We start from the raw sequence: 25,541 nt of genomic DNA, 5'->3' as shown, positions 1-25,541 counted from the left end.
TAAACCTGAGCGGCAAGCTTCCTGCACCGTCCTGTCGGCGCTAATGCACGTTGGTTTGCCGAATCAGGGCCGGTCCCTCCTTCACTTCTAAGTGCAAACCCGAAAGATCTACCTGCCGGGCGTGCTCTAAGATCAGACCGCGCTGGGCCTGAATGCGGCAGCGCCGAAACCGCACGTTCCGAATGGGGCTGTCGGGCAGGCCGTGCAGGTCGCCGGCGTTGGTAACGGTGCCCGAAACATTAATCAGCCGCACGTGGCGCACCACCGGCAGCACCTGCGCGGGCGGAGCCAGCGGCGGCACCATGCGCCAAGCCATGTTGAATTCCACTGCTTTGCGCGTGTCTTTCAATTGAATATTGCGGTAGGTGATGTGCTCGACCACCCCACCCCGGCTGGGCTGCGACTTAAACCGAATGGGCGCCCAGTTGCTGGCATCGGCCACGCAGTTGCGCACTGTTACGCGACGAATACCACCCGATGTTTCGCTGCCCATCGCCACCCCGCCGTGGCCGTAGCCGAAGTGGCACTTCTCAATGAGAATACGCTGGCTGGGACGATTAACGCGCAGACCGTCAGCATCTTTCCCCGACTTGATGGAAATACAGTCGTCGTTTACATCAATGCTACAGCCCACAATGCGCACCTTTTCGCTGGAGTCCACGTCGATGCCGTCGGAACTGGGAATGTTGTGGTCGGCGGTGATGGTCAGGTTGGCCACGGTCACGTTGCGGCAGTAGAGCAGGTGCAGCCCCCACACGGCCTGATTATGCAGGCGCAAGTCAGCTATGCGCACGTTTTGACAATTCTGAATACCCAGCAGGCGCGGGCGGCCAAGCCGAGGTCCGGGCGCTGGGGGGCTTTTTTCGCGTTCGAGTTGGGCCTGGCGTACCCATTCGTCGCCGGAGCCGTCGATTGTGCCTTCGCCGGAAATGGTGAATCCTGTTAGCCCGTCGGCATTCACCAGCGCCGCCGTCCACTCCCGCTCAATGCCTTCCCACCGAGTATTTATCTGTGGATAGTCGTTGGGACTGATGGAGCCCTTCAGCACGCCTTGCCGATCAATGCGCAGGCTGACGCCGGGTTTGAGAAATATTGCACCGCTGCTAAACACGCCCGCCGGCACCACCACTGTGCCCCCACCGGCCGCTGCGCAGGTCTCAATGGTGGCTTGAATGGCGGCAGTGTTCACTGTTACGCTGTCGCCCTTCGCACCGTAGCTAATAATGGAGTAATCCTTGGTCGCTTTCCTGCTTCGGCCGACTGCCCCAGCTGATCCGCAGGCTGCGACCATAACGCATAGAAATATAGTAAGTAATTGGTAAGCAGCGTATTTCATAGCTAAAACAAAGTAAGAAAGAGGCCTTCAGGGCTACGCCACGAACTTCATGCTGAACCGTGTTGGCTCATATGTAAGGCTGTGGGGGGCTTTTTTTGTCGCCTGCGTAGTGCAAAGGCCAAACCTGACTCCTTAAATATTGGCCAGGAGAACCAGTCGAGCATCCTGCACTTACCTGGGCAGCACATAGCCCGAGCACCGGAATTCGAGGCTTATAACTGTTATTTTCCTGACTGGGGGCTTTTTTAATTGGTGTTTACTGCACTTTCTATCTGTCTTGGATAGCGTGCACTTTCCTGCTTATTTTCACCCCATGCATTCCAACTCAGAGACCTGGCCGGAGCAAGACGCCTCGTTTGCCGCGCACGATGGCGCCGACCTCACCAGTACTGCCCCACTGCCAAATGAAGGCCTCATTGCTCTGAGCCGACGCACGCGAGCTAGCGACGCTGTGCTGCTTAAGATGCTGCCCCTAGTTAAGTTGCTCGACACTATTCAGCCGCACGTGGCCAGTGAGTCAGTGTTTCGCACACGGCGCAAGAAAATTCAGGCGCACTTGGCCGTAGTGCGGGCCGAACTGCACGCGCCCCGACCCAAACACAAGGTTCTAACCCACGCTTTTCAGGCCCTGACCGAGCTGGTGCGGGAAGAAACCCACGACATAAGCAAGAATGAGGTGAAGCAAGCTGCGAAGGAAGTGGTGTTAGCCACGCTTCAGCACGCGCCAGCTTTGATTAACGTAGCCCACCAGGCTCGCCTGCTGTCATAAGCTAAATAGAGAAAGCCATCTGCGCATCCTCTGTTGGGGCCTGGCGTGTTAGCTACATTGGCAGCGATGCCTTTATGCTTACTCAGGAAGGGTAAGGACGTAAGCCTGAGCTTCTTCGAGTGACTGGAAGGCAAATGAGCGATGTTGCCGGCGAGCTATCTCCTGCATTTCATGCACGGAGAGACGCGCTAAGGCATTTTCGGCAAGTACATAGCACGTAGATAAGCTAGTGGGGCGCGCTATTTTTCCGCTATACCATTCCTCAATCAGAAAAGCTTTTTCGGTAGCCGTTAGCGGCTCAATATGACGCATGTCTATGAGGATGCGTTGCCAGCCTCGAAGCAGGAGAATGGTCCCTAAACGCTCAAGCAGGGCACGTAATTCCTTAATACTCCACTTCGACTTATAGTAGTGCACCAGAACATAGCCATCCGGATGCTCGGTAATTTGCCCCATTGCGTTTTGATAACTGACTGAAAGAGAGGCATTAGACATAAGACAGGATACATTCTAAAAAATACGAAAAGGTAGATTAATGTTATGACTAACCTTATCTACTTAAGCAGCTAGTTTCGCAACTGTTGTGCAACTATTGGCGCCCTTCTAAGCTCCTTTATATACTAGGGACTGCGGTTACCTGTAGTTCTGGGGGGCTTTTCATTTCAATATTCATCAAAAAATATTGCCTTGTCCTTATCATTTACCATTTCTAGTCTATTATGATTTCTAGTCTATTATGAAAAGAATTACAATTAACATTTTGGCGGCGGTGGGTTTGTGCTGGTTAGCAGTTCCCAGCCACGCGCAACAGCTACAGGCGGCCGGCATTAGCGGCGGGTTCAATATTGCACGCCTGAATTCAGATCGGGCCGCCTTCCGGTTCAATTCCATCTTGGTTGACCCGCTTGCTGATCAATCCAACGACGAGACCGGCAACAGTATCACCCTCTTTGGTCGCTGGAAGCTGGGCCGCAGTGGCTGGTATCTCCAGCCGGAAGTAGGCTATATGTCGGCGCTAGAAACTCCGGTCAATTTGTCGAATGCCACCGGCACTTTCCCTTACTCCAATAGTCGCATTCGGCGGCTGGATGCGCGGCTGCTGGCCGGCTACCAATCTGGCCCGCTACGCTTGTTTGCCGGTCCGAGTGTGGGCTACTATCTCTATAACTCACGTGACTTTACTTCCCCAGATCCCGAGCTGCAGGCCGCTATGAATGCTCTGAATGCTAAACCCGACCGATTACAGGCGGCTGTGCAAGTAGGAGCAGGCGTAACACTGGGGCGGGTGGATCTGAATGTGCGCTATGAGTGGAGCCTCTCGCCCTACAAACAATCCTTTCCCACGTCTGGGTCTGACAACTCACCTTATCTAACGCGCCGCTTGCAACAGCTGATTCTAGAAGCTGGTATTCAGCTCTATAAGCGACCTACGCCGAAATAAATACTGGCAGCGGGTAGGTAGAGTAGCGCGTGCAGTCACCTTACTTGATAAAAATCAAGCTTTAGGGTGAAGCTAATCAGAGCGCAGGCGTGAGACGACGACAAAATTTGTGGTATCTTCTCTGGCGAATGGCGGGGGGCTTTTTTCTGCTGTCATCCCGAAAAAAGCCCCCCGCTTCTTCTCTGATGTGCTTCCCTTTGGTCGTACGCTGCGCTGGCTTTCAAACTGCCCCATGCTATGAAACCTTCCCTTTTAGTGCTAGCCAATTTCTCGGAAGCTGCTGAGAAAACGGCGCGGGTTGCGGCCGCATTAGGTAGCCCATTGCAGCTACCGCTGGTTCTGCTTCATCTAAACATGCTCCCCGCAATTCTGGAGCCTGAGCTGGTGGCGGCAGCAGCCAAACAACTGGCCCGCGACGAAGCCGAAATCGTGGCTAGCCTCCAGACCCTAGCCCGGCGCTTACCGGTACCCGCCGAAGTAGCGGAAGCAGCCGGCGTCATGACCGACGCAGTGGCTGCAGCAGTTGAGCAGTACCACCCACTGCTCCTGGCTATGGGCGTAAGTCCCGAGCACGACCTATTAGACTACTTGGTGCATAACCAGTTGCTGCCGGTGCTGCGCGCCACGCAGCAGCCGTTATTACTCGTGCCCGAAGCTTGCAATCCTATTGTCAACGCCCCCAGTCGAGTGCTAATAGCCATTGATGCCGAGCCATTTAATTTGAACGAGGCAGCCCGCAACTTAAGCTCGCTGCTAGCGGCTTGGCAAGCCACCTACACCGTGACGCACGTGGCTACCGAGCGTGAGCAGCGAATAAGTTCAGATCGAGTAGCGCTAGCCCATGTTCGCACGAGCGGCCTGCTCCCACCCGACGTTCCTCTGGAGCTTTACCAAGAGTCGCATACATCGCCCGCCGCTGGCATTTGCCAAGCCGTGGCCGACACCCAAGCCGATTTGCTGGTGATGATAGCCCGCCCCCGGAGCTTCTTGGGGCGGCTGTTCCATCGCAGCGTTACGGCGCAGGTATTGCGCCAGAGCCGGGTCCCCGTACTGCTAATGCCGGCCATATCGCCCTCGTTACCAGGCTGGATGTCTGGGCTAAGCTGAGTAAAGGCACTATAACTGGGCAGGTCGGTAGCCGCAAGCAGCTCTACTTTTTGCCTAGTGTTATACTTTGCCAGCCGTTTAGCGCTAGCGTAGGAACCAGCTTCTTCTATGAAAGCCCCCCAGAATCAAACGGATGAGTACGGATTCGCTTCCGCACTGGCCCTTACTCCTGCGACTCAAGCTTTAGCTGCGAGCTATCCACCCCCACCGGCCAATGCTACGCCCCCTCAGGCACTGGAATATGAGCGCGGGCGCTGGAATCATTTCTTGCTCGATGACACTTGGCGCCGCACGCGGTTCAACTCTCACCCGAATACCCTGCTGGTGGAAGCCGTAAGCAAGCGCCCCACCGGCACGGCGCTGGACATAAACATGGGCGAGGGCCGCAACGCTCTATACCTAGCTCAGCAAGGCTGGGCTGTGACAGGCGTAGATATTGCTGATCAAGCCCTAGCGTTTGCGCAGCAACGGGCCCACCAGCAAGGCCTCCACCTTACTACCATTGAGCAAGACCTGAACACGTTTGATTGGGGCACTAGTCAATGGGATTTGATTGTGCTCTGTTACGCCGACGAAGACACCCACGTTGCGCAGGTACAGGCAGCCCTTAAGCCCGGTGGCCTTCTCGTATTTGAGAATTTTCACACCGATATCAACCAGGCGCGCGGCCTCAAGCCCAATCAGGCAATTGGCTTTGCCACCAACCAGCTAAAGGACCACTACGCCGCAGCCGGCTTCGACATTCTGCGCTACGAGGAGCCCATCGGCGTAGCCGACTTTTCCCGCGAAACTCACCGCCTCGTGCAGCTGGTGGCTCAAAAGCACTGATTTGCAGTGACTTTTAGCAGCCAGATACGCATCCCCGTGGCTTACTACTACAGCCGATTCCATCATTCTCCCCAAAACTCCAAGCGCCAGATTACTCTATCCTGCTTGGTATAGAAGATTTGTGCGGCGTTGTTGGGGCCTTGCACCTCAAGGGGCAGCATAGACAAAACACATCCGCAGGCAAAAGTTGCGTGAGGGGCCTATCAGCAAGGTATTAGCTCTCGTAATAAGCTTTATAAAACTAGCTATGACAGCTGCTAAGCTGAGCGGTGCTTACCTTTGCGCTTCGTGTTAAGAGCCAGACCTTTGCAACTTCACTTGCTAATGGCACGCTTTGTTTCTTGCTTGTGTTAGAAGCGTTTTGTCTGTCACTCTATTAAATTTTAAAACAGCACTGAAGTAAGAGTATTGACATTTTAAATCATTTATTTCTTATATTCAGCCAACGTACGCCCTGGAGTAGCTGCCATCCCACCCAGCCCGCTCATTATTTCGCTTGCGACAGGGGGCAAGCGGACCAGACTACCAGAAAGCCTTGCTTTTTGGGGAGTGCTGGGTCATCAGTACAAACACCTTTTCAGCCTTCATTCTAAAAGGCAACATTTTTTTAACACTGACCAGTGGGCTCATTTCGTGAGCTACCAGTAAACGGTCGTGTGGCACGCGTGGGGATGAACATACTTTTCGATGAACGGATGACCTGTACACAGGTCTGTTTTCCCGCGGCCGCTTGACCGCGCTAGCTCAGCTTCTGAGCTAACCCTAACGTGAGCTAACTAGCTGTTAGCCACACCCAACTTCAAACGACGACTACCATGATTACCAATATAGCAACCCTAGATTACCCTACTTCCCTGTCTCATACCCGCACCCACGAGCTGAAAATATGGCCGGCGTGCTTTGAGGCAGTGCAGTCGGGCGCCAAAACTTTTGATGTGCGCGAAAACGACCGCAACTACCAGGTTGGCGACGCCGTGCAACTGCGGGAGTATGAGCCAGAAAGCGAAACCTATAGCGGCCGCTCAGTAGCCCGCTGGATTAGCTACGTACTGCAAGGTGGGGCTTTTGGCCTACAAACCGGCTGGTGCGTACTGGGTCTGAGCGAATTGCGCCCCCTGCCGCCCGGCGTCAGCGACACCCGCCTGTGGTAAACTAAAGAACTTCCTGGGGGCGAAGGTCCATCCGGCCTCGCCCCTTAGGAAACACCGCTCCCACCTATTGCTGCTGTATGAGTCCCAACGTGCTACCGCCAACGAGCAGCACGCCCGAACCCTAACGCCCTCTTTCTAGTGATGAAATTTACTGACTCGCAAGGCCTTTACCGTCCTGAATTTGAGCATGATGCATGCGGCACTGGTTTTATCACTTCCCTCACGGGGCAGAAGTCGCACCAGACGATTGCGGATGCGCTGACTATGCTCGAGAACATGGAGCACCGCGGCGCCTGTGGCTGCGACTCCGATTCGGGTGATGGCGCGGGCTTAATGCTGCAGGTGCCGCACTGGTTTTTTCTGGAAGAATGTACGGCCCTGAATATCAGGTTGCCCGAGCCAGGCTGCTACGGGGTAGGCATGGTGTTTTTGCCCAAAAATGCCCCCCAGCGAGAAGCCTGCCGCGCCAGCATCAACGCGGCCATTGCGCGCTTGGGCATGCAATTGCTGGGGTATCGGCCGGTGCCCGTAAATCCGACTGGTATTGGGCAGACGGCTTTGGCGGCGGAGCCCGTCATGGAGCAGGTGTTTGTGGCGCGGCCTACCGGCATCACCACTAGCGAAGACTTTGAGCGCAAGCTATTTGTGCTGCGACGCCTGATTACGAAAACGGTTATGGAATCGGTGCCGGAGGCGGAAGATGACTTCTACTTTGCCTCGCTTTCATGCCGCGTTATCGTGTACAAAGGCCAGCTAACTACTTATCAGGTGCGCCATTACTTCCCCGACCTTTCCGATCCGCGGGTCACATCGGGGTTTGGGATGGTTCATTCGCGCTTTTCCACGAATACGTTTCCATCCTGGAAGCTGGCTCATCCGTTCCGATTGATAGCGCATAATGGCGAGATAAACACGCTGCGCGGCAATCTGAACTGGTTTTACGCCGGGCTTCGCTCCTACGTCTCGCCTTATTTCTCAGATGAGGAAATGGACATGCTGCTGCCCGTAATCGACAACAACCAGTCGGACTCAGCTTGCTTGGACAATATCGCCGAGATTCTGCTGCACTCGGGCCGCTCACTGCCCCACGTGATGATGATGCTCGTGCCCGAAGCCTGGGACGGCAACACGCAGATGGATCCGCTGAAAAAAGCCTTTTACGAGTTCCACGCCACATTTATGGGGCCTTGGGATGGCCCAGCGGCCTTGCTCTTTACCGATGGTAAGATGATCGGGGCCATGCTGGACCGCAATGGTTTGCGCCCATTGCGCTACGTGGTTACCAACGACGGGCGGGTGCTGGTGGCCTCCGAGGCCGGCGTGCTGGGCATCCCTGACTCTATCATCACCCAGAAAGGCCGCCTGCAACCCGGCAAGATGTTGCTCGTGGATACGGTTGGGGGGCAAATTATCACCGATGAAGAGCTGAAAGCGCAAGCTGCCAGCCAGCAGCCCTACGGACAGTGGCTGAACGAGTACCAGATTCGGCTGGAAGAGCTTCCCGAGCCCCGGCAGATGTTCACCGATTTATCCGCCGAATCGGTGTTCAAATACCATCAGGTATTCGGCTACACTCGGGAGGATATCGACAGCATCATCACACCCATGGCGGTGGAGGGCAAAGAGCCCATCGGCTCGATGGGCGTGGATGTGCCGTTGGCGGTGCTGTCGGATCAGCCCCAGCACCTATCCAGTTACTTCAAGCAGTTTTTTGCTCAGGTCACCAACCCGCCCATCGACCCGATTCGAGAGCGGCTGGTAATGAGTCTAGCTACCTTCATTGGCAACAACGGCAACATCCTCGACGAGGACAAACTGCACTGCCACTGCGTAGCCCTGCACCAGCCCATCCTGACTAACCACGAGTTGGAAAAGCTGCGCAGCATCGATACGGGGCTATTTCATGCCAAAACCTTAATGAGCTATTTCAAGGCTGATGGCAAGCCGGGCTCTTTACAGAATGGCGTAGATCGGCTGTGTCGCTACGCGGAGGATGCGGTGAGCGACGGCTTTGAGGTTCTTATACTTTCTGACCGTGCCCTGGACTCGGAGCATGCGCCGATTCCATCTTTGCTGGCGGTTTCGGCGGTGCATCACCACCTCATTCGCAAGGGTTTCCGGGGTTCGGTGGGGTTAGTAGTAGAAGCGGGCGACGTGTGGGAAGTGCACCATTTTGCTTGTTTGCTGGCATTTGGGGCCACGGCCATCAATCCTTACCTAGCGCTATCCACTATTCGAACGATGCACGCTGGGGGGCAATTTGACTCTTTAGAAGACTATTCGCAGCTGGCCAAAAACTATGTAAAGGCAGTATGTGATGGGCTTCTCAAGATTTTCTCCAAAATGGGAATCTCCACCTTGCAGTCGTACCACGGCGCGCAAGTGTTCGAGATTTTAGGTCTCAATCAGGCGGTAGTCGACTATTGTTTCACAGGGGCTGTCACGCGTATTGGCGGGCTTGGCTTCGATGAAATAGCCCGCGAGACGCTGTACAAGCACTTTCAGGGCTTCACTAGCACCACGCTGGAAGAGCAGCAGCTTCTGCCCGATGGAGGCGTGTACCAGTGGCGCCGTCGGGGGGAGGCGCATATGTTCAACCCCGAAACCGTGCACCTGCTCCAGCACGCCACCCGCACGAATAATTACCAGACCTACCAGCGCTACGCCCGCTTGCTCAATGAGCAAACTGACCGGCTGTTTAGCATCCGGAGCCTGTTGGATTTTGCCCACCATCGCGAGCCCATTGACCTAAGCGAAGTAGAGCCCGCCGAAAACATCATGCGCCGTTTCGCGACCGGGGCCATGTCGTTCGGCTCCATTTCGCACGAGGCGCACAGCACGCTAGCTATTGCAATGAACCGCATTGGGGCCAAAAGCAATACCGGCGAGGGCGGCGAAGATGCCATGCGCTACGAGCCTCTGCCCAACGGTGACTCTATGCGCTCCAGCATCAAGCAAATTGCGTCGGCTCGCTTTGGCGTCACGGCTCATTATCTTACTAACGCCGACGAGCTACAAATTAAAATGGCCCAGGGGGCAAAACCCGGCGAGGGTGGCCAACTCCCAGGCCATAAGGTAGATGAGTGGATTGCCAAGGTGCGCCATGCCACGCCCGGAGTGGGGCTCATTTCGCCCCCACCCCACCACGATATCTATTCTATAGAGGACTTAGCCCAGTTGATCTTCGACCTGAAAAACGCCAACCGGGCGGCCCGCATCAATGTAAAGCTGGTGTCGAAGGCGGGTGTGGGCACCATTGCGGCTGGCGTGGCCAAAGCCCATGCCGACGTGATTCTGATTGCCGGCTATGACGGCGGCACGGGTGCTTCGCCCATGAGTTCCATTAAACATGCCGGCCTACCTTGGGAGCTAGGCCTGGCCGAAGCGCATCAAACTCTGCTTCGCAACCAGCTCCGCAGCCGCGTGGTATTGCAAGCGGATGGTCAGCTCAAAACCGGCCGCGACCTTGCCATTGCCGCCTTGCTTGGCGCCGAAGAATGGGGTGTTGCTACGGCTGCACTCATTGCAGGGGGCTGCGTGATGATGCGCAAATGCCATCTCAACACTTGCCCGGTGGGCGTAGCAACCCAAGACCCGGAACTGCGCAAGCTCTTCACGGGCCAGCCAGAGCACATCGTGAATCTATTCCGCTTTTTGGCGGAAGAGCTTCGCGAAATAATGGCTGAATTGGGCTTTCGGACGGTGAATGAGATGGTGGGCCGAACGCAATTTTTGAAAGTGCGCGAAAGTGTAAGCCACTGGAAAGCCCGCACCTTGGACTTGAGTGGACTGCTACACCCTGCTCCAAACCCTTCGGGGGGCACTTTATACAATAGTGAAACCCAGGACCACGGCCTCGATAATATTCTGGACTGGCAGTTGCTTGACCACGCCAAGCCAGCGTTGGAGGAGCGCATTCCGGTCTTCGCATCGTTCACGGTCCGTAATATCGACCGGACCATCGGCACGCTGCTTTCCAACGAAATAACCAAGCGCTACCACGCTGCCGGCCTACCTGATAACACAATTAACTTCCGCTTCAGCGGCTCCGCTGGGCAGAGCTTTGGAGCATTTAGTGTGAAAGGCTTATCGCTCACCCTTGAGGGTGAAGCCAACGATTATGTTGGCAAAGGGCTATCAGGCGCTCAATTAGCTATTTTCCCTTCGCCGGATAGTCAGTTTGTACCCGAGCAAAATATCATCATTGGTAACGTAGCCCTGTATGGCGCGACCTCTGGAGAGCTATTTGTGCGAGGCCAGGCTGGGGAACGGTTTGCAGTGCGCAATTCTGGCGCAACGGCGGTAGTAGAAGGCGTGGGCGACCATGGCTGCGAGTACATGACGGGCGGACGAGCACTTATTCTGGGCAAAACCGGGCGCAATTTCGCCGCTGGCATGAGCGGCGGCATCGCCTGGATTTATGACCCTGACGGTAGCTTTCCCGACAACTGCAACACCGAAATGGTGGAGCTGGACCCGCTGGACTCGGACGACGAAGACCAGATTCAGGCGCTACTGCGCAAACACGTGCAGCTCACCGGAAGCCAATTAGCTGCTTATATGCTAGATAGTTGGGCAGAAGAAGCGGGCAAGTTTGTCAAGGTTTTTCCTTCCGAATACAAAAAGGTGCTGCAAAAGGCGCAGTACGCTACCGTGTAGAGTCGCAATACTTTGCGTCTCCCCATTGCAGAAATTGTCATTCTAATGTCTGTCAAAAAAGAACGTCTCAAGTAGACGGTTATGCAGCGAAGCGCGAAGCATGACGGGCAAAATTAATTAACTGCTCAAACCCAATTGTTCAACGCCGAGGCATTTCGTGGCTCGTCTCTACATCAATTCCAATATGGGGCACATCACAGGATTTAAAGAGTTTGAGCGCCAGTTACCACCCAAGGCAGCACCACAGGAGCGGGTAACGCACAATCAGGAATTCGTTGGGATGTATTCTGAGGAGCAACTCAACCACCAGGCCGCTCGGTGCATGGACTGCGGCATTCCGTTTTGTCACGCGGGCTGTCCTTTGGGCAATATTATTCCTGAATTCAACGATGCAGTACACCAGCACGATTGGGAGCAGGCGTATCAGATTCTGTCTTCGACCAATAATTTTCCCGAGTTCACGGGCCGCATCTGCCCAGCGCCCTGCGAATCGGCTTGTGTGTTAAGTATTAACCGTGAGCCAGTTGTCATTGAGGAAATCGAAAAGCACATTATTGAAATTGCTTTTAGCAAAGGCTACGTGCGGCCAACAGCCCCTATTCTCAAATCTGGGAAAACGGTAGCGGTAGTTGGTTCTGGTCCGGCGGGCTTGGCGGCGGCAGCGCAATTAGCCAAAGCGGGACATTCTGTGACTGTATTTGAGCGCGACGACCGGCCTGGGGGGCTTTTACGTTACGGAATCCCCGATTTTAAGCTCGACAAATGGGTGATTGACCGCCGCATTCAACTACTGGAGGAAGACGGCATTGTGTTTCGCTGCAATACCGAAATTGGTAAAGACTTGCCCGCCACTGAGCTTACCCGCACGTTCGATGCGGTAGTGCTGGCCGGCGGCGCCCTGCTGCCCCGCGACCTGCCCATTCCGGGCCGGGACTTAGCCGGGATTCACTTCGCCATGGATTACCTGACGCAGCACAACCGTCGGGTGAGTGAGTTACCCATCACCGATGAGCCTATTCTAGCCACCGATCGTCAAGTAATTGTCATTGGCAGTGGCGATACGGGCTCCGACTGTGTGGGCACCGCCAACCGGCAGCGGGCCAGTTCCGTCACGCAATTTGCTCTCATGCACGAGCCCTCCACCGACCGCCCTGCGCACACCCCTTGGCCTAATTACCCCACTATTTTCCGCACCAGCACCTCCCACGAGGAAGGCTGCCACCGTTATTGGGGCATTCATACCAAGGCATTTCTGGGTGATGAGCTAGGCCAGTTGCGGGCTGTATTGGTTACCGACGTAACCTGGGAAACCGATGTACTCGGCCGGCGCATTGCCTTTCAGGAAATAGAAGGCTCCGAACGCGAGATACCTTGCGACATGGTACTGTTGGCCTTGGGCTTCGCCTCCCCCCAATACAAAGGCTTATTGGAGCAACTAGGCGTAAAACTGGACGAGCGCGGCAACGTACTCGCCCCCGACAATACCTATCGCACAAGCCTAGCGAACGTGTTTGTGGCCGGCGACATGCGCCGCGGTCAGTCATTGGTAGTTTGGGCCATCTCCGAAGGCCGGGAAGCAGCGCGGCAGGTAGATATGTTTCTGACCGGCAAGACCTCGCTGCCTAGCAAGAATGCCGTGGCAATGTTTGCTTGAGATAGATAAATTAATCGACATCGAGTAAAGTAAAAAGCCCCCCAGATATGTGCTGGGAGGCTTTTTTACTTTCGAGAGGGTTTAAGCTTTTCCGAAAGCTAAATCATGAACCTAAAAATTATCAAGGCCGTCATGCAGAGTGAAGCGAAGCATCTCGCGTGTTTAGTGAGAGTAGTAATCCTGCGTCAGCACGCGAGATGCTTCGGCTCCGCCTCTGCATGACGGCCTTCTTACTTGATGTTAGTATCGAGAGGCTAAATAATGGTGCTTAGACCAGCTTCGATATTGCTTCTATGCAGCTGACAATCATTAATATCCAGCACGCCGTAGGCAATAAAGCTTCCCACCTGCTCGGTCGTGTAAGGCACGCTAGAGGTCAGTTCTGGAGTGAGTACTCCTTTGTCTAGGGCATTGTGGACAGCATCCTTAACGCAGTCGGCTTCTATCTGCATTCCGAAGTGCTCCAGCATCATCGCTGCCGATAAGATCGTAGCAATGGGGTTGGCGATGCCTTTGCCTTTGGCCTGCGGGAAAGAGCCGTGAATAGGCTCAAACAAAGCCACTTGGTCGCCGACGGAGGCGGAAGGCAGCAGGCCCAACGAGCCAGCAATGACCGAAGCCTCATCAGAGAGAATATCACCAAACATGTTCTCGGTCAGGATTACATCGAACTGGCGCGGGTTGAGGATAAGCTGCATGGCGGCATTATCAACGAACAGATAATCGACGGCCACGCTGGGGTACTGGGGGGCAATTTCCTGCACCACTTCGCGCCATAAGCGTGAGGTTTCCAGCACGTTAGCTTTATCCACCAAAGTCAGTTTCTGGCGACGATTGTCGGCCGCCTGAAAAGCCCGGTGGGCAATGCGGGCAATTTCCTCCCGATTGTAGGTGCAATGGTCATAGGCAGCGCCATCATTGGTGCGGCCTTTTTCACCGAAATAAATGCCCCCTGTCAGCTCCCGGAAGATGAGCATATCAGCACCCTGAATGCGGTCCTTCTTGAGAGGCGAGTGTTCCAGCAGCCGGTCGTAGGCCGTAACGGGGCGAATGTTGGCGTAAAGCCCCAGCGACTTGCGCAGCTTCAGCAGCCCTTGCTCGGGACGAACTTTGGCGGCAGGGTTGTTATCGTATTTGGGGTCGCCAATGGCGCCCAGCAGCACCGCATCAGCTTGCCAGCAGGCGGCAAGGGTTTTGTCGGGCAGCGGGTCGCCGGTGGCATCAATAGCACAGGCGCCCATAAGCTGGTAGTCGAACGTAAACTCGTGCCCAAAGCGCTCAGCTATGGCTTTTAGCACCCGCACGCCTTCTTGACACACTTCGGGGCCGATGCCATCGCCAGCCAACACTACAATTCGCTTTCTTAGTATGCCCATGGTCGCTGCTGTTCGTAGGCCGCTATAGCCTCTTTTTGGTTGAGTAAAAAATCAATGTCGTCGTACCCATTGATCAGGCATTCTTTCTTGTAAGGATCCAGCTCAAAGCCTATGCTTTCCTCCCACACGGGCACCGTCAGCGTCTGCGTAGGCAGGTCCACTACCAGCTGCGTCTGCGGGTCCTGCTCTACCTGCCGGAAAAGCCGTTGCAGAATTTCATCCGAAACTTGTAGAGGCAACAGCCCGGTGTTCAAGGCGTTACCCTTAAAAATATCCGCGAAGTAGCTGGAGATGACCACCTTGAAACCAGCGTCGTAAAGTGCCCAAGCCGCGTGCTCGCGGCTGGAGCCGCAGCCAAAGTTTTTGCCCCCCAGCAGAATTTGCCCCCCATAGCGCGCATCATTCAGCACGAAGCCTTGCTTGGGCTGGCCGTCGGCCGTGTAGCGCCAGTCGCTGAACAGGTTGGCGCCGAAGCCTTCGCGGGTCGTCGCTTTGAGAAAACGGGCTGGGATAATCTGGTCCGTATCGATGTTTTCGATGGGCAGCGGTACGGCCGTTGACAGGAGCGTTTGAAACTTTTCCATGGACGCAGCCTAGTTTAAGTACTTGGTAATGTCAACAATGCGTCCTTCCACGGCCGTAATGGCCGCGACCAGCGGACTAGCCAGCAGGGTGCGGGCACCGGGCCCTTGCCGCCCTTCGAAGTTGCGATTGGAGGTAGAAACGCAGTAAGCGCCAGCTGGAATCTTGTCGTCGTTCATGGCCAAGCAGGCACTGCAACCGGGCTCGCGCAGCTCAAAGCCGGCCGCCGTCAGCACTTGGTCCAAGCCTTCGGCAATGGCCTGCTTTTCCACCGACTTGGAGCCCGGCACAATGATGGCCTCCACGTGCGCCGCTTTGTGCTTCCCCTTCACATAGGCAGCGACAGCGCGGAGGTCCTCAATGCGCGAATTGGTGCAGCTCCCGATAAATACATAGTCAATCTGCTTGCCCAGCAAGGATTCGCCGGGCACAAACCCCATGTAACTTAATGACTTATCAAAGCTTACTGCTTCGCTTTCCAGCACCCTTAACGGAATGCTGCCGTTCAGCGCCATGCCCATACCCGGGTTGGTACCGTAAGTAATCATGGGCAAAATGCCCCCCGCATCGAATTGCAGCTCAGCATCGAAGCTAGCGTCGGCGTCTGAATACAGGGTTTGCCAATACGCCACGGCCTGCTCCCACCGCTCGCCTTGCGGAGCGTAAGGGCGGCCTTTCAGGTAGGCAAACGTGGTAGCGTCGGGCGCGATAAGACCGCCGCGGGCGCCCATTTCAATACTCATGTTGCACACCGTCATGCGGCCTTCCATGCTCAGGGCTCGAATGGCGCTACCCGCGTACTCCACAAAGTAGCCTGTAGCGCCGCCCGTACCGAGTTGAACTATTATGTGCAGAATCAGGTCTTTGGCCGTAACGCCTGGCCGCAACTCGCCGTCTACGGTAATGCGCATGCGCTTGGGCCTACTAATCAGCAGGCATTGCGAAGCCATTACCTGCGTTACCTGACTGGTGCCAATACCAAAAGCAATAGCGCCAAAAGCGCCATGCGTGGACGTGTGGCTGTCGCCGCACACAATGGTCATACCGGGCTGGGTAATACCCAACTCTGGTCCAATGACGTGCACAATACCTTGGTATTCATGCCCTAGGCCAAACAACTCAACGCCATGTTTGGCGCAGTTTTCACTCAACTTATCAACCTGAGAGCGCGAAAGCGGGTCCTGAATAGGCAAGTGCTGGTTGCGCGTAGGCACATTGTGGTCCGCAGTGGCTACTATCTGGGCGGGGTTATACAAGGTCAAGCCGCGGGCGGCGAGTTCGTCGAATGCCTGCGGACTGGTCACCTCATGAATCAGGTGGCGGTCGATGTAAAACACCTCCAAATCGCCCACGGCCTTCACCACGTGCGCATCCCAGATTTTATCAACTAACGATTTACCCATCTTAATTAGCCGTAACCAGGTTTTCTTGTTCCACTAATAAGTGCAAATCACTATCCACCACTTCCTTCTGACGGTCTGCGAGTTGCATAAAAGAGACATAGGCTTTGTTTAACGCCTGCCGGTCAAATTCATAGCCTAACTTTTGGAGACGATATGCCAATGCAGCGCGCCCAGAGCGAGCCGTAAGTACAATAGAGGAATCGGCCACACCTACCACACGTGGATCAATGATTTCGTAAGTTGCCCGATGCTTAATCACCCCGTCCTGGTGAATGCCGCTGGAGTGAGAAAAGGCATTGGCCCCCACAATCGCCTTATTAGGCTGCACCGGCATCCCCATCATAGTTGAAACCAGGAGCGAAGTATCAGCCAGCCGCTGGGAAACGACGCTGGTATCGAGTTGTAGATAAGGATGCTGGCGCAAAATCATGACGACCTCTTCCAAAGCCGTGTTACCAGCCCGCTCCCCTACTCCATTGATAGTGCACTCTATCTGGCGGGCACCATTCAGCACGCCTGCAATTGAATTTGCCGTAGCCAGCCCCAAATCATTGTGGCAATGCGTTGACAAACAGACATTTTCAATGCCGCGCACATTCTCTCGCAAGTACTTAATCTTGGCGCCGTATTCGTCGGGCAAACAATAACCGGTAGTATCCGGAATGTTCAGAACGGTGGCGCCAGCCTTTATAGCAGCCTCACAAACCCGGGCCAGATAAGCGTTTTCTGTGCGGCCGGCGTCCTCGGCGTAAAACTCGACGTCTTCCACAAAGGATTTGGCCAGCCTCACAGCCGCTACAGCGCGCTCAAGTACTTTATCCTGGGTGCTGCAAAGCTTGTGCAGAATGTGCGATTCAGAAGTCCCGATACCGGTATGAATGCGTGGATAACGTGCTGGCTTCAGCGCTTCAGCCGCCACCCGAATATCATTCTCTACAGCCCGCGTCAGGCCGCAAACGGTAGCTTCGCGGGTTTGGGCTGCAATAGCCTGTACAGCTTCAAAATCGCCGGGACTAGATACCGGAAAACCAGCTTCTATTACATCAACACCGAGCTGCTCGAGCTGTTCGGCAATAATGAGTTTTTCGTCGCGGTTGAGCTTGCAGCCCGGCACTTGTTCGCCGTCGCGCAGCGTGGTATCGAAGATTTGAATTTTCTCAGCTGCCATATAGTCGGAGTGCTTTTAGCAAATAGCTGCTCGCAAGTACACCGGCAAAACGCGGAGAGGGAAACGAATTTTCGAGAAGCCTACTATTTCTAATTGCGTCTTTTTATATTATAACATATTGATTATCAGCATTTAGAATTCATATAAGATACAATGGCTAACGCTTGAATAGGCTATATTTTTTGCTGGATATATACTAAAAATGCCCCCTAAAGAACGTCATGCAGAGCGGAGCGAAGCATCTCGCGTGCTGATGTATGATTACTAATCAATCATCAGCACGCGAGATGCTTCGCTCCGCTCTGCATGACCGCCTTCTTGTTGGAGTATTAGCACTACAACGACCGCGAGCAAGATGCTCCGCTCTGCATGACGTTGTTTTTAAGCTTAGGCTGTTAGCACATTATAAGCCTAAACTAGCAGGCTCAAGAAATCCTGCTTACCGTTGAGGTATTCAAAAGCAAATCCTTCCGCCTCCATCCGAAATTGAATGCCTTCAATTTCATGGGGCTTTTTCACTTCGATCCCCACGAAAACTGGTCCTTTTTCCTTGTTGTTTTTCTTGATGTACTGGAAATGAATGATGTCATCGTCGGGATGAAGCACGTTGTTCACGAAGCGCCGTAGCGCACCGGGGCGCTGGTTGAAGGTGACCATAAAGTAGTGCTTCAGCCCCTGGTGGCGCATAGCGCGCTCCTTAATATCCTCCATTCGAGTGATATCGTTGTTGCTGCCGCTGAGCACGCACACGACCGTTTTGCCTTTGATTTCCTTGGCATACTGGCGTAGGGCGGAAATGCTCAGCGTACCGGCGGGCTCCAGCACAATGCCTTCTTCATTATACATTTTGAGCAAGTCTTCGCACACCTGCCCCTCCGGCACCAGCACCACGTCGTCGAGTAGCTCCCGACACAGTGCAAATGTGAGGGCGCCAGGGCACTTTACGGCGGCCCCATCTACGAAGCTTTCGATATTCTCCAAAGCCTGCCGCTGCCCGGCCTGAATGGCTTGCTGCATAGAAGGTGCGCCTTGCGGCTGCACTCCAATGAGCTTGGTGTGCGGACTCAGTTGCCGAAAAACGCTCCCCACGCCCGAGGCTAGCCCACCCCCACCGATGGGCATAAAGCAATAATCGATAGGTACTGGGGAAGCTTGCAGAATCTCCAGGCCCACGGTAGCCTGGCCTTCTACAATAGCCATGTCGTCGAAGGGGTGAACAAAGGTGCTGCCTCGCTCATCGCAGAAGTGCTTGGCGGCTGTGAACGTGTCATCGAAGGTGTTGCCAGTTAGGATTACTTCCACCTGGTCTTTCCCGAACAAGCGCACCTTGCTCACCTTCTGAGCCGGCGTATTGGCCGGCATGAAAATATAGCCCTTCAGCCCCAGCAGCTGACACGCATAGGCCACGCCCTGGGCGTGATTGCCAGCGCTGGCGCACACTACATCGTGCGCGCCCTGCTCCCGCGTCAGCGTGCAAATCTTGTTGTAGGCGCCCCGAATCTTGTAGGAGCGCACCACCTGCAGGTCTTCTCGCTTGAGGTAAATGGCGGCCCCGTAGGTGGCCGACAAACCCAGATTCTGCTGTAACAGCGTTTCGTAAATCACGCCCTGCAGATTGCGGGCGGCTTGCTTCACGTTTTTCAGCAGCACCGCTGGGGCTGAAGTGGCTATCGTTTCGCTATGCATCTGCTTCTTGGGTCTTTTTAAGGGAGCGAAGCTGGCGCACAGTCGCACCAGTCTGCCACAGCTCCGACTCGCGGACTTCTTTTAATTCAACCTCCAGTTCCTGGCGGTAATTAGGCGTGGAGCCTCGCTGAATAGTGCGCTCCGCTTCTTTGCCGGAGGCTACACTGTCGTACAGCTCATTGAGCACGGGCAGCGTGGCTTCGCGGAAGCGGCCTTTCCAATCGAGAGCACCGCGCTGGGCCGTTACGGAGCAGTTGCTAAACATCCAGTCCATACCGTTTTCGCCTACCAGCGGCACTAGGCTCTGGGTGAGTTCTTCCACCGTTTCATTGAAGGCTTCCGAAGGCGAGTGCCCGCGCTGCCGCAACACTTGGTATTGGGCTTCAATAATGCCCGCCAAGGCGCCCATGAGCACGCCTCGCTCCCCGGTCAGATCTGAGTAAACTTCCTTCTTAAAATCGGTTTCAAACAAGTAGCCGGAGCCCACACCAATGCCTAATGCAATAGCTTTTTCGTACGCTTCGCCCGTAGCATCCTGGTACACGGCAAACGACGAATTTAGCCCCCCACCCTGCAAATACAGCCGCCGCAGACTGGTACCGCTGCCTTTGGGCGCTACCAGAATTACGTCCACGTCGGCGGGCGGAATGATGTTGGTTTGGTCGTTGAAAGTGATGCCGAATCCGTGGGAAAAGTAGAGCGTTTTGCCAGGCGTCAGTCGGTCTTTAAGCGTAGGCCACAGCGCAATCTGGCCGGCATCCGACAGCAGGTTGGCGATGATGGTGCCGCGCTCCGCTGCTTCCTCAATAGAAAACAGCGTTTCGCCTTCCACCCACCCATCCTGCAGGGCTTTCTCCCAAGACGGCGAATCTTGGCGCTGCCCGATGATAACATTGAAGCCATTGTCGCGCAGGTTTAGCGCCTGGCCGGGGCCTTGTACCCCGTACCCGATCACGGCAATTACTTCGTCCTTCAAATAGGCTTGCGCCTTGAACAGCGGATATTCATCGCGGGTAATTACAGTTTCGTCTACGCCGCCAAAGTTGATGGTTGCCATGTTGTGGGGGTTTGAGTTTTATGGTTTAAAGTTGTTTTGCTGTCGTCTGGGGGGCTTTTTTGACTGTCATGCAGAGCGCAGCGAAGCATCTCGCCTGCTGATGTTAGACTACTAACCTCACGGCCGCGAGCGAGATGCTTCGCTGCGCTCTGCATGACGTTCTTCTAAATATTGTGGCGCACAAAGCCACACCTGCATTACATCGTAAAGACCTTGTCGCGACTGTTGAGAAATTCATTCTCAATGACTTCGGAGCCCGGCTCGGTGCGCTCGAATTCGCGCAGTTTGCGGTTGAAGCCGTCGCTGTGCTTGATGATGGCGATGCGGGCGCTGCGCACAAACTCGATTAGGCCGTAGGGCTGCAGCACCTTGATTAGGTTGTCGGTTTCTTCGCGGTGGCCCGTGGTTTCGAACACCGTATAATCTCTGCGAATCACGACGGCGCGGGCACCGTATTCGCGTAGCAGACGCTCCACAGAGGCTTTTTCGGCTATGATATCGGTAGGCACTTTGTAGAGCGCCATTTCCTGCCAAATCACCTCCTGATTGGTATTGAAATACACTTTCAGCACTTCCACTTGCTTCTCAATTTGCTTGGCGATTTTGCGTACCACCTCTTCCGATTCATGAATCACGATGTTGAAGCGGTGAATCCCATCGATTTCGGAGGGCGAAGTGTTCAGGCTCTCAATGTTGATTTTGCGGCGCGAGAAGATGATGGCAATGCGGTTGAGCAAGCCGATCTGATTCTCGGTGTACGCCGTGATGTTGTATTCCTGGCGGTCGATGGGTTGCTCACTCATATTTCTTGATTTAACTCTCTTCTTGGCCGTCATGCAGAGCGCAGCGAAGCATGCTTCTTAGATTACCAATCCTATGTCAGCATGCGAGATGCTTCGCTGCGCTCTACATGACACGTTCTTTTGGTAATCGCAGTACTAAGTCGCCTTTAACGCAATCGAATTTCGCTGACGCTGCAGCCTTGCGGAACCATTGGGAAGATGTTGTTTTCCTTGGTCACCATTACTTCGAGCAGAAAAGAGCCAGGATGCTCCAGCATCTCTTGCAGGCTACTTCTCAACTCATTGCGATCTGAAACGCGTTTGCCACTAATGCTGTAGCCGCTGGCTACTGTCACGTAGTCGGGGCTGGCGATGTTCACGAAAGAGTAGCGCCGGTCGTTGAACAGCTCCTGCCACTGCCGCACCATGCCCAAAAACTGGTTGTTGAGGATGATGATTTTGATGTCGACTCCGGTCTGCATAATGGTACCCAGCTCCTGAATCGTCATTTGGATACCACCGTCACCAATAATGGCAACTACCGTGCGGGCGGGGCGACCAAACTTGGCTCCGATGGCTGCGGGCAAAGCAAATCCCATCGTGCCCAGCCCGCCGCTAGTGATGTTACTGCGCGAGTGGTTGAACTTGGCATAACGACAGGCGACCATCTGGTGCTGACCCACATCGGTCACCACAATGGCGTCGCCCTGAGTCAGCTCGTTTAGCTGCTGAATTACTTCGCCCATCGTCAGCTCATCCGAGGCCGGGAAAAGCTCGTCCTGAATAACGGTGGCTACTTCCTCGGTCTGAAATTGCTCGAACCGCTGCCGCCAAGCTGGGTGGGTTTTCGCTTCAATCAGCGCCGTGAGCAATGGTATCGTTTCCTTACAATCGCCCCACACGGGCACGGTCGTGGCCACGTTTTTATCAATCTCCGTGGGGTCGATGTCGAGGTGAACTACTTGGGCCTGCTTGGCATATTTATCGAGGCGGCCGGTTACCCGGTCGTCGAAGCGCATACCGATGGCAATAAGCACGTCGCACTCGTTGGTGAGCACGTTGGGGCCGTAGTTGCCGTGCATACCCAGCATGCCCACGTTTAGGGGATGATCGGTGGGCAGCGCGCCGGCTCCCAGAATAGTCCAGGCGGCCGGAATGCCGCTTTTCTCAATAAAAATGCGGAATTCCTGCTCGGCCGCTCCCAAGATTACCCCCTGACCCCAGAGCACAAAGGGCCGCTTGGCTTGGTTAATTAATGCCGCTGCCTGATCCACGTATTCAGGCCGTACAATGGGCGAGGGCCGGTAACTGCGGATGTGGGTACAGGGCTGGTAGGCAGAAAAGCCAAACTTCTGCTGCTGCGCGTTTTTAGTAATGTCAATCAGCACCGGGCCGGGCCGGCCGCTGCGGGCAATGTAGAAGGCCTTGGCTAGGGCCTCCGGAAGTTGACTAGCCTCAGTTACCTGATAATTCCACTTGGTAACCGGGGTCGTAATATTGATAATGTCGGTTTCCTGAAAGGCATCAGTACCCAGCAAATGCGCGAACACCTGCCCGGTGATACACACTAGAGGCGTGCTGTCGATAAGCGCATCAGCTAGGCCCGTAACAAGATTAGTAGCGCCGGGCCCACTGGTGGCAAACACCACCCCTACTTTACCGGAAGCGCGCGCATAGCCTTGAGCTGCGTGAATACCGCCCTGCTCGTGGCGCACCAACACGTGGTTTAGCTGCTCCTTGAAGTCAAAAAGCGCGTCGTAGATGGGAATAATGGCCCCGCCCGGATAGCCAAAAATGGTGTCTACGCCTTCCGCCAGCAGGGCCCGCAGCGTCATTTCAGCTCCCGACATGGTCTGGGGGGCTTTTTCCTGCAGCAGTTGGACTGTTTCTTCCTTCGTGAACATAGTCTTGCTTATGAATCGGTGATGCACCCCTCACTGGCGGAACCCACGGTGCGGATATACTTGCGCAGCACGCCCCGGGGGGCTTTTTCGGCTGGTGGCGTCCATTGGTCCCGGCGAGCAGCCATTTCGGTTTCCTCCACCAGCACACTGATCGTATTGTTGGCGGCATCTAGCACCACCTGGTCGCCGTTGCGGACCAGGGCAATGGGGCCGCCATCGTAGGCCTCGGGGCACACATGGCCGATAACAAAGCCGTGGGTGCCGCCCGAAAAACGGCCGTCGGTTACCAGCGCTACTTTATCGCCCAGGCCTGCCCCGATGATGGCCGAGGTCGGCTTGAGCATCTCGGGCATGCCGGGTCCGCCTTTTGGACCCACGTAGCGGATAATGACCACTTGACCGGCCTCAACTTTGCCTTGGGTTAGCCCCTCGTTCAGTTCTTCTTCCGAATCAAATACACTGGCTGGGCCCACAAACTTGGTACCTTCCTTCCCCGTGATTTTAGCCACGGCACCTTCCGGCGCCAGATTGCCGTACAGAATCTGAATGTGGCCGTCGGCTTTGATGGGATTGGAGAAGGGCCGCAGCAAATCCTGCTCTTCGCCCAAGGCAGCTATGCTGGCTAGGTTTTCCGCCAGGGTTTTGCCAGTTACCGTCAGCAGGTCGCCAGTCAGTAGCTTCTCGTTGAGCAAGGTTTTCAGCACGGCCGGAATGCCCCCCAGCGCCGACAGGTCTTCCATCAGATACTTGCCGCTGGGCTTGAGGTCGGCCAGCATGGGCACCCGGTTGCTGACTTGCTGGAAGTCCTGCAACGTCAGCTTCACGCCCGCGGCATCGGCAATGGCAATGAGGTGAATAACGGCGTTGGTAGAGCCTCCCAGCGCGGTAATCAGCACCATGGCGTTTTCGAAGGCTTCGCGCACTAAAATATCCCGCGGCTTGATGTCCTTTTCCAGCAGGCGCAGCAAGTACTCGCCCGTGTGCAGGCATTCCTCCCGCTTGGCTGCACTCACCGCCGGCGCCGACGAGGAATAGGGTACCGACATGCCCAGTACTTCCGCCGCCGAGGCCATCGTGTTGGCCGTGTACATGCCCCCGCACGCCCCCGGCCCGGGGCAGGCGTGGTTGATGATACCCCGATAATCCTCATCGGAAATGGCATTCTGTAGCTTCTTTCCATAGGCCTCAAAGCACGAGACGATGTTGAGCTGCTGCCCCTTAAAATTGCCCCCCTTGATGGTGCCGCCATACACCATCAGCGAAGGCCGATTCAGGCGCGCCATTGCCATAAGAGAGCCAGGCATGTTTTTGTCGCAGCCCACCACGCAGGCCAGCGCATCATAATTGTGCGCGGCGGCCATGGCCTCAATAGAATCGGCAATTATCTCTCTCGAAACCAGGGAATAACGCATACCCGGCGTGCCGTTAGTAATGCCGTCACTCACGCCAATTGTATTGAACCGCAGCCCCACCATGCCGTGCGCACCCACACCCTCCTTCACCTGATCGGCCAGCCCGTTTAGGTGCATGTTGCAGGTGTTACCATCGAAGCCGGTGGAGCAAATACCCACGAACGGTTTGCGCAAATCTGCCTCCGACAGGCCGGAGCCAATCAGCATAGCCTGGGAAGCCGGCAAGCTGTCGTCTTGAGTATAAATGCGGCTGTAAGGATTGAGAGCCATGAGCGGTGAAATGGTGAGTGGTGAGTCAATCTGGTTTTTACTCGCTTCCCACCTCTTGCTTCTCGCTTTTATAAACCTGGCCCGTCACCAGCGCGTGGTAGCGGCGCGCAAGCTGGGCTCCAATGGTATCCTGGTAGGGCGTCTCGAACACAACATCATCTACGGAAGACACGCCAATCACCTCGGCGGCAGTACCCGTCATGAAGGCGCCGGCGGCGCCCTGCAAGGCGGCGGGCGTGAAGAACTTTTCGTGCACTGTAATACCCGCTTCCCGGGCCAGATCGATGATGGTGTTGCGGGTGATGCCGCGCAAAATGCTGCCGGCCGGCGCGGTAAAAAGCTCCCCGTTTTTCTCGAAGAAGAAATTGGCCCCCGGTCCTTCGGCCACGTAACCATTCATATCTAGCAGCAGCGCCTCATCGTAGCCCCTACCTTTCGCCTCAGAGCTGGCAATGATGGAGTTGACGTAGTGTCCGGATATTTTTGCCTCTATGGGCACTGCTTTGGGGTTGGGCCGCTCGTAGGGCGAAATGGTCAGGCGCAGGCTTTGGTCGCCGAGGTATTTGCCCCACTCCCACACGGCCATCAGCAGGTTGCTGCTGCTCGCGCATTTCAGACTCATATTGGGCGTAGCGGCGTATACCAGCGGCCGAATGTACGCGTCAGAGAGGCCGTTTTTTTCCAGCAGCTGGTAGCTGATTTGAATCAGTTCCTCCACCGAATACGGCAGCGGCATTCCCACCGTATCGCAAGAATATTGTAACCGTTCGTAGTGCTCGCGCGCCTTAAAAATCTGGGAGCCTTGGGGGGTAGTATAGGCCCTGATGCCCTCAAAAACGGCATATCCGTAGTGCAACGATTGCGCATAAACACTACAGGTAGCTTGATCGACCTGAACAAACTCACCATCAACAAAAGCGACAGTGTTTTCCTTGAAATACATAGAAGCGGTGAAT

General features: G+C 55.2%; 19 protein-coding genes. 7 read left to right on the top strand and 12 right to left on the bottom strand.

The genetic code is table 11. From position 1 onward, the window contains the following. Positions 1 to 40: 40 nt before the first annotated feature. The gene (locus ACW9KT_RS08615; protein ID WP_457079347.1) at positions 41 to 1,336 is read right to left on the bottom strand and encodes a glycoside hydrolase family 28 protein; all 1,296 of its coding nucleotides are present in this window, start codon (positions 1,334 to 1,336) and stop codon (positions 41 to 43) included. A gap of 313 nt (positions 1,337 to 1,649) precedes the next feature. Here ACW9KT_RS08615 and ACW9KT_RS08610 point away from each other — a divergent pair, with 313 nt between their 5' ends. Beyond that, complete coding sequence (locus tag ACW9KT_RS08610; RefSeq protein WP_457079345.1) at positions 1,650 to 2,105, top strand: hypothetical protein; 456 nt, start codon at positions 1,650 to 1,652, stop codon at positions 2,103 to 2,105. Between the two features lie 78 nt (positions 2,106 to 2,183). Here the strand turns inward: ACW9KT_RS08610 and ACW9KT_RS08605 are convergent, their stop codons facing one another. Then, positions 2,184 to 2,600, bottom strand: a complete 417-nt coding sequence (locus ACW9KT_RS08605; protein ID WP_457079344.1) for a hypothetical protein — start codon at positions 2,598 to 2,600, stop codon at positions 2,184 to 2,186. Positions 2,601 to 2,841: 241 nt separating this feature from the next. Here ACW9KT_RS08605 and ACW9KT_RS08600 point away from each other — a divergent pair, with 241 nt between their 5' ends. From ACW9KT_RS08600 to ACW9KT_RS08575, 6 genes are all read left to right on the top strand, one after another. Beyond that, positions 2,842 to 3,546, top strand: a complete 705-nt coding sequence (locus ACW9KT_RS08600; protein WP_457079342.1) for an outer membrane beta-barrel protein — start codon at positions 2,842 to 2,844, stop codon at positions 3,544 to 3,546. Positions 3,547 to 3,783: 237 nt separating this feature from the next. Then, entirely contained in the window at positions 3,784 to 4,653 is an 870-nt protein-coding gene (locus tag ACW9KT_RS08595) for a universal stress protein (RefSeq protein WP_457079340.1), read from the top strand. Between the two features lie 108 nt (positions 4,654 to 4,761). After that, the gene (locus ACW9KT_RS08590) at positions 4,762 to 5,481 is read left to right on the top strand and encodes a class I SAM-dependent methyltransferase (RefSeq protein WP_457079338.1); all 720 of its coding nucleotides are present in this window, start codon (positions 4,762 to 4,764) and stop codon (positions 5,479 to 5,481) included. Between the two features lie 815 nt (positions 5,482 to 6,296). Further along, positions 6,297 to 6,632, top strand: coding sequence for an ASCH/PUA domain-containing protein (locus ACW9KT_RS08585; protein ID WP_457079336.1), 336 nt, complete (start codon positions 6,297 to 6,299; stop codon positions 6,630 to 6,632). Between the two features lie 141 nt (positions 6,633 to 6,773). Beyond that, a complete protein-coding gene (gene gltB / locus ACW9KT_RS08580; RefSeq protein ID WP_457079334.1) occupies positions 6,774 to 11,291 on the top strand; it encodes a glutamate synthase large subunit in 4,518 nt (1,505 codons plus the stop codon). Positions 11,292 to 11,475: 184 nt separating this feature from the next. Continuing rightward, on the top strand, positions 11,476 to 12,945 hold the full coding sequence (locus ACW9KT_RS08575; protein WP_457080179.1) for a glutamate synthase subunit beta: 1,470 nt from the start codon (positions 11,476 to 11,478) through the stop codon (positions 12,943 to 12,945). 254 nt (positions 12,946 to 13,199) lie between these two features. Here the strand turns inward: ACW9KT_RS08575 and leuB are convergent, their stop codons facing one another. The 10 genes from leuB to ACW9KT_RS08525 all read right to left on the bottom strand — a co-directional run bounded on the left by leuB (position 13,200) and on the right by ACW9KT_RS08525 (position 25,528). Continuing rightward, complete coding sequence (gene leuB / locus ACW9KT_RS08570; protein ID WP_457079332.1) at positions 13,200 to 14,321, bottom strand: 3-isopropylmalate dehydrogenase; 1,122 nt, start codon at positions 14,319 to 14,321, stop codon at positions 13,200 to 13,202. Continuing rightward, on the bottom strand, positions 14,309 to 14,905 hold the full coding sequence (leuD, locus tag ACW9KT_RS08565; RefSeq protein ID WP_457079330.1) for a 3-isopropylmalate dehydratase small subunit: 597 nt from the start codon (positions 14,903 to 14,905) through the stop codon (positions 14,309 to 14,311). Before leuD ends, leuB begins: the two co-directional genes overlap by 13 nt. A gap of 9 nt (positions 14,906 to 14,914) precedes the next feature. Next, a complete protein-coding gene (gene leuC, locus ACW9KT_RS08560; protein WP_457079328.1) occupies positions 14,915 to 16,306 on the bottom strand; it encodes a 3-isopropylmalate dehydratase large subunit in 1,392 nt (463 codons plus the stop codon). A 1-nt stretch (position 16,307) separates the two neighbouring features. Continuing rightward, positions 16,308 to 17,474, bottom strand: a complete 1,167-nt coding sequence (locus ACW9KT_RS08555; protein WP_457079326.1) for a 2-isopropylmalate synthase — start codon at positions 17,472 to 17,474, stop codon at positions 16,308 to 16,310. A gap of 411 nt (positions 17,475 to 17,885) precedes the next feature. Continuing rightward, positions 17,886 to 19,160: a threonine ammonia-lyase IlvA gene (gene ilvA, locus ACW9KT_RS08550; protein WP_457079324.1), complete on the bottom strand. Its 1,275-nt coding sequence runs from the start codon at positions 19,158 to 19,160 to the stop codon at positions 17,886 to 17,888. After that, positions 19,153 to 20,217, bottom strand: a complete 1,065-nt coding sequence (gene ilvC / locus ACW9KT_RS08545) for a ketol-acid reductoisomerase (protein WP_457079322.1) — start codon at positions 20,215 to 20,217, stop codon at positions 19,153 to 19,155. Before ilvC ends, ilvA begins: the two co-directional genes overlap by 8 nt. 197 nt (positions 20,218 to 20,414) lie before the next feature. Then, on the bottom strand, positions 20,415 to 21,020 hold the full coding sequence (ilvN, locus tag ACW9KT_RS08540) for an acetolactate synthase small subunit (protein ID WP_457079320.1): 606 nt from the start codon (positions 21,018 to 21,020) through the stop codon (positions 20,415 to 20,417). Positions 21,021 to 21,166: 146 nt separating this feature from the next. Next, the gene (gene ilvB / locus ACW9KT_RS08535; protein ID WP_457079318.1) at positions 21,167 to 22,903 is read right to left on the bottom strand and encodes a biosynthetic-type acetolactate synthase large subunit; all 1,737 of its coding nucleotides are present in this window, start codon (positions 22,901 to 22,903) and stop codon (positions 21,167 to 21,169) included. A gap of 8 nt (positions 22,904 to 22,911) precedes the next feature. Then, entirely contained in the window at positions 22,912 to 24,585 is a 1,674-nt protein-coding gene (gene ilvD, locus ACW9KT_RS08530) for a dihydroxy-acid dehydratase (protein WP_457079316.1), read from the bottom strand. 37 nt (positions 24,586 to 24,622) lie between these two features. Next, on the bottom strand, positions 24,623 to 25,528 hold the full coding sequence (locus ACW9KT_RS08525) for a branched-chain amino acid transaminase (RefSeq protein ID WP_457079314.1): 906 nt from the start codon (positions 25,526 to 25,528) through the stop codon (positions 24,623 to 24,625). Between the last annotated feature and the right edge of the window lie 13 nt (positions 25,529 to 25,541).

It is taken from the genome of Hymenobacter sp. HD11105 (assembly GCF_054051685.1).
The sequence above is the reverse complement of the archived record's forward strand: the minus strand, read 5'-3'. Positions and strand labels throughout refer to the sequence as shown.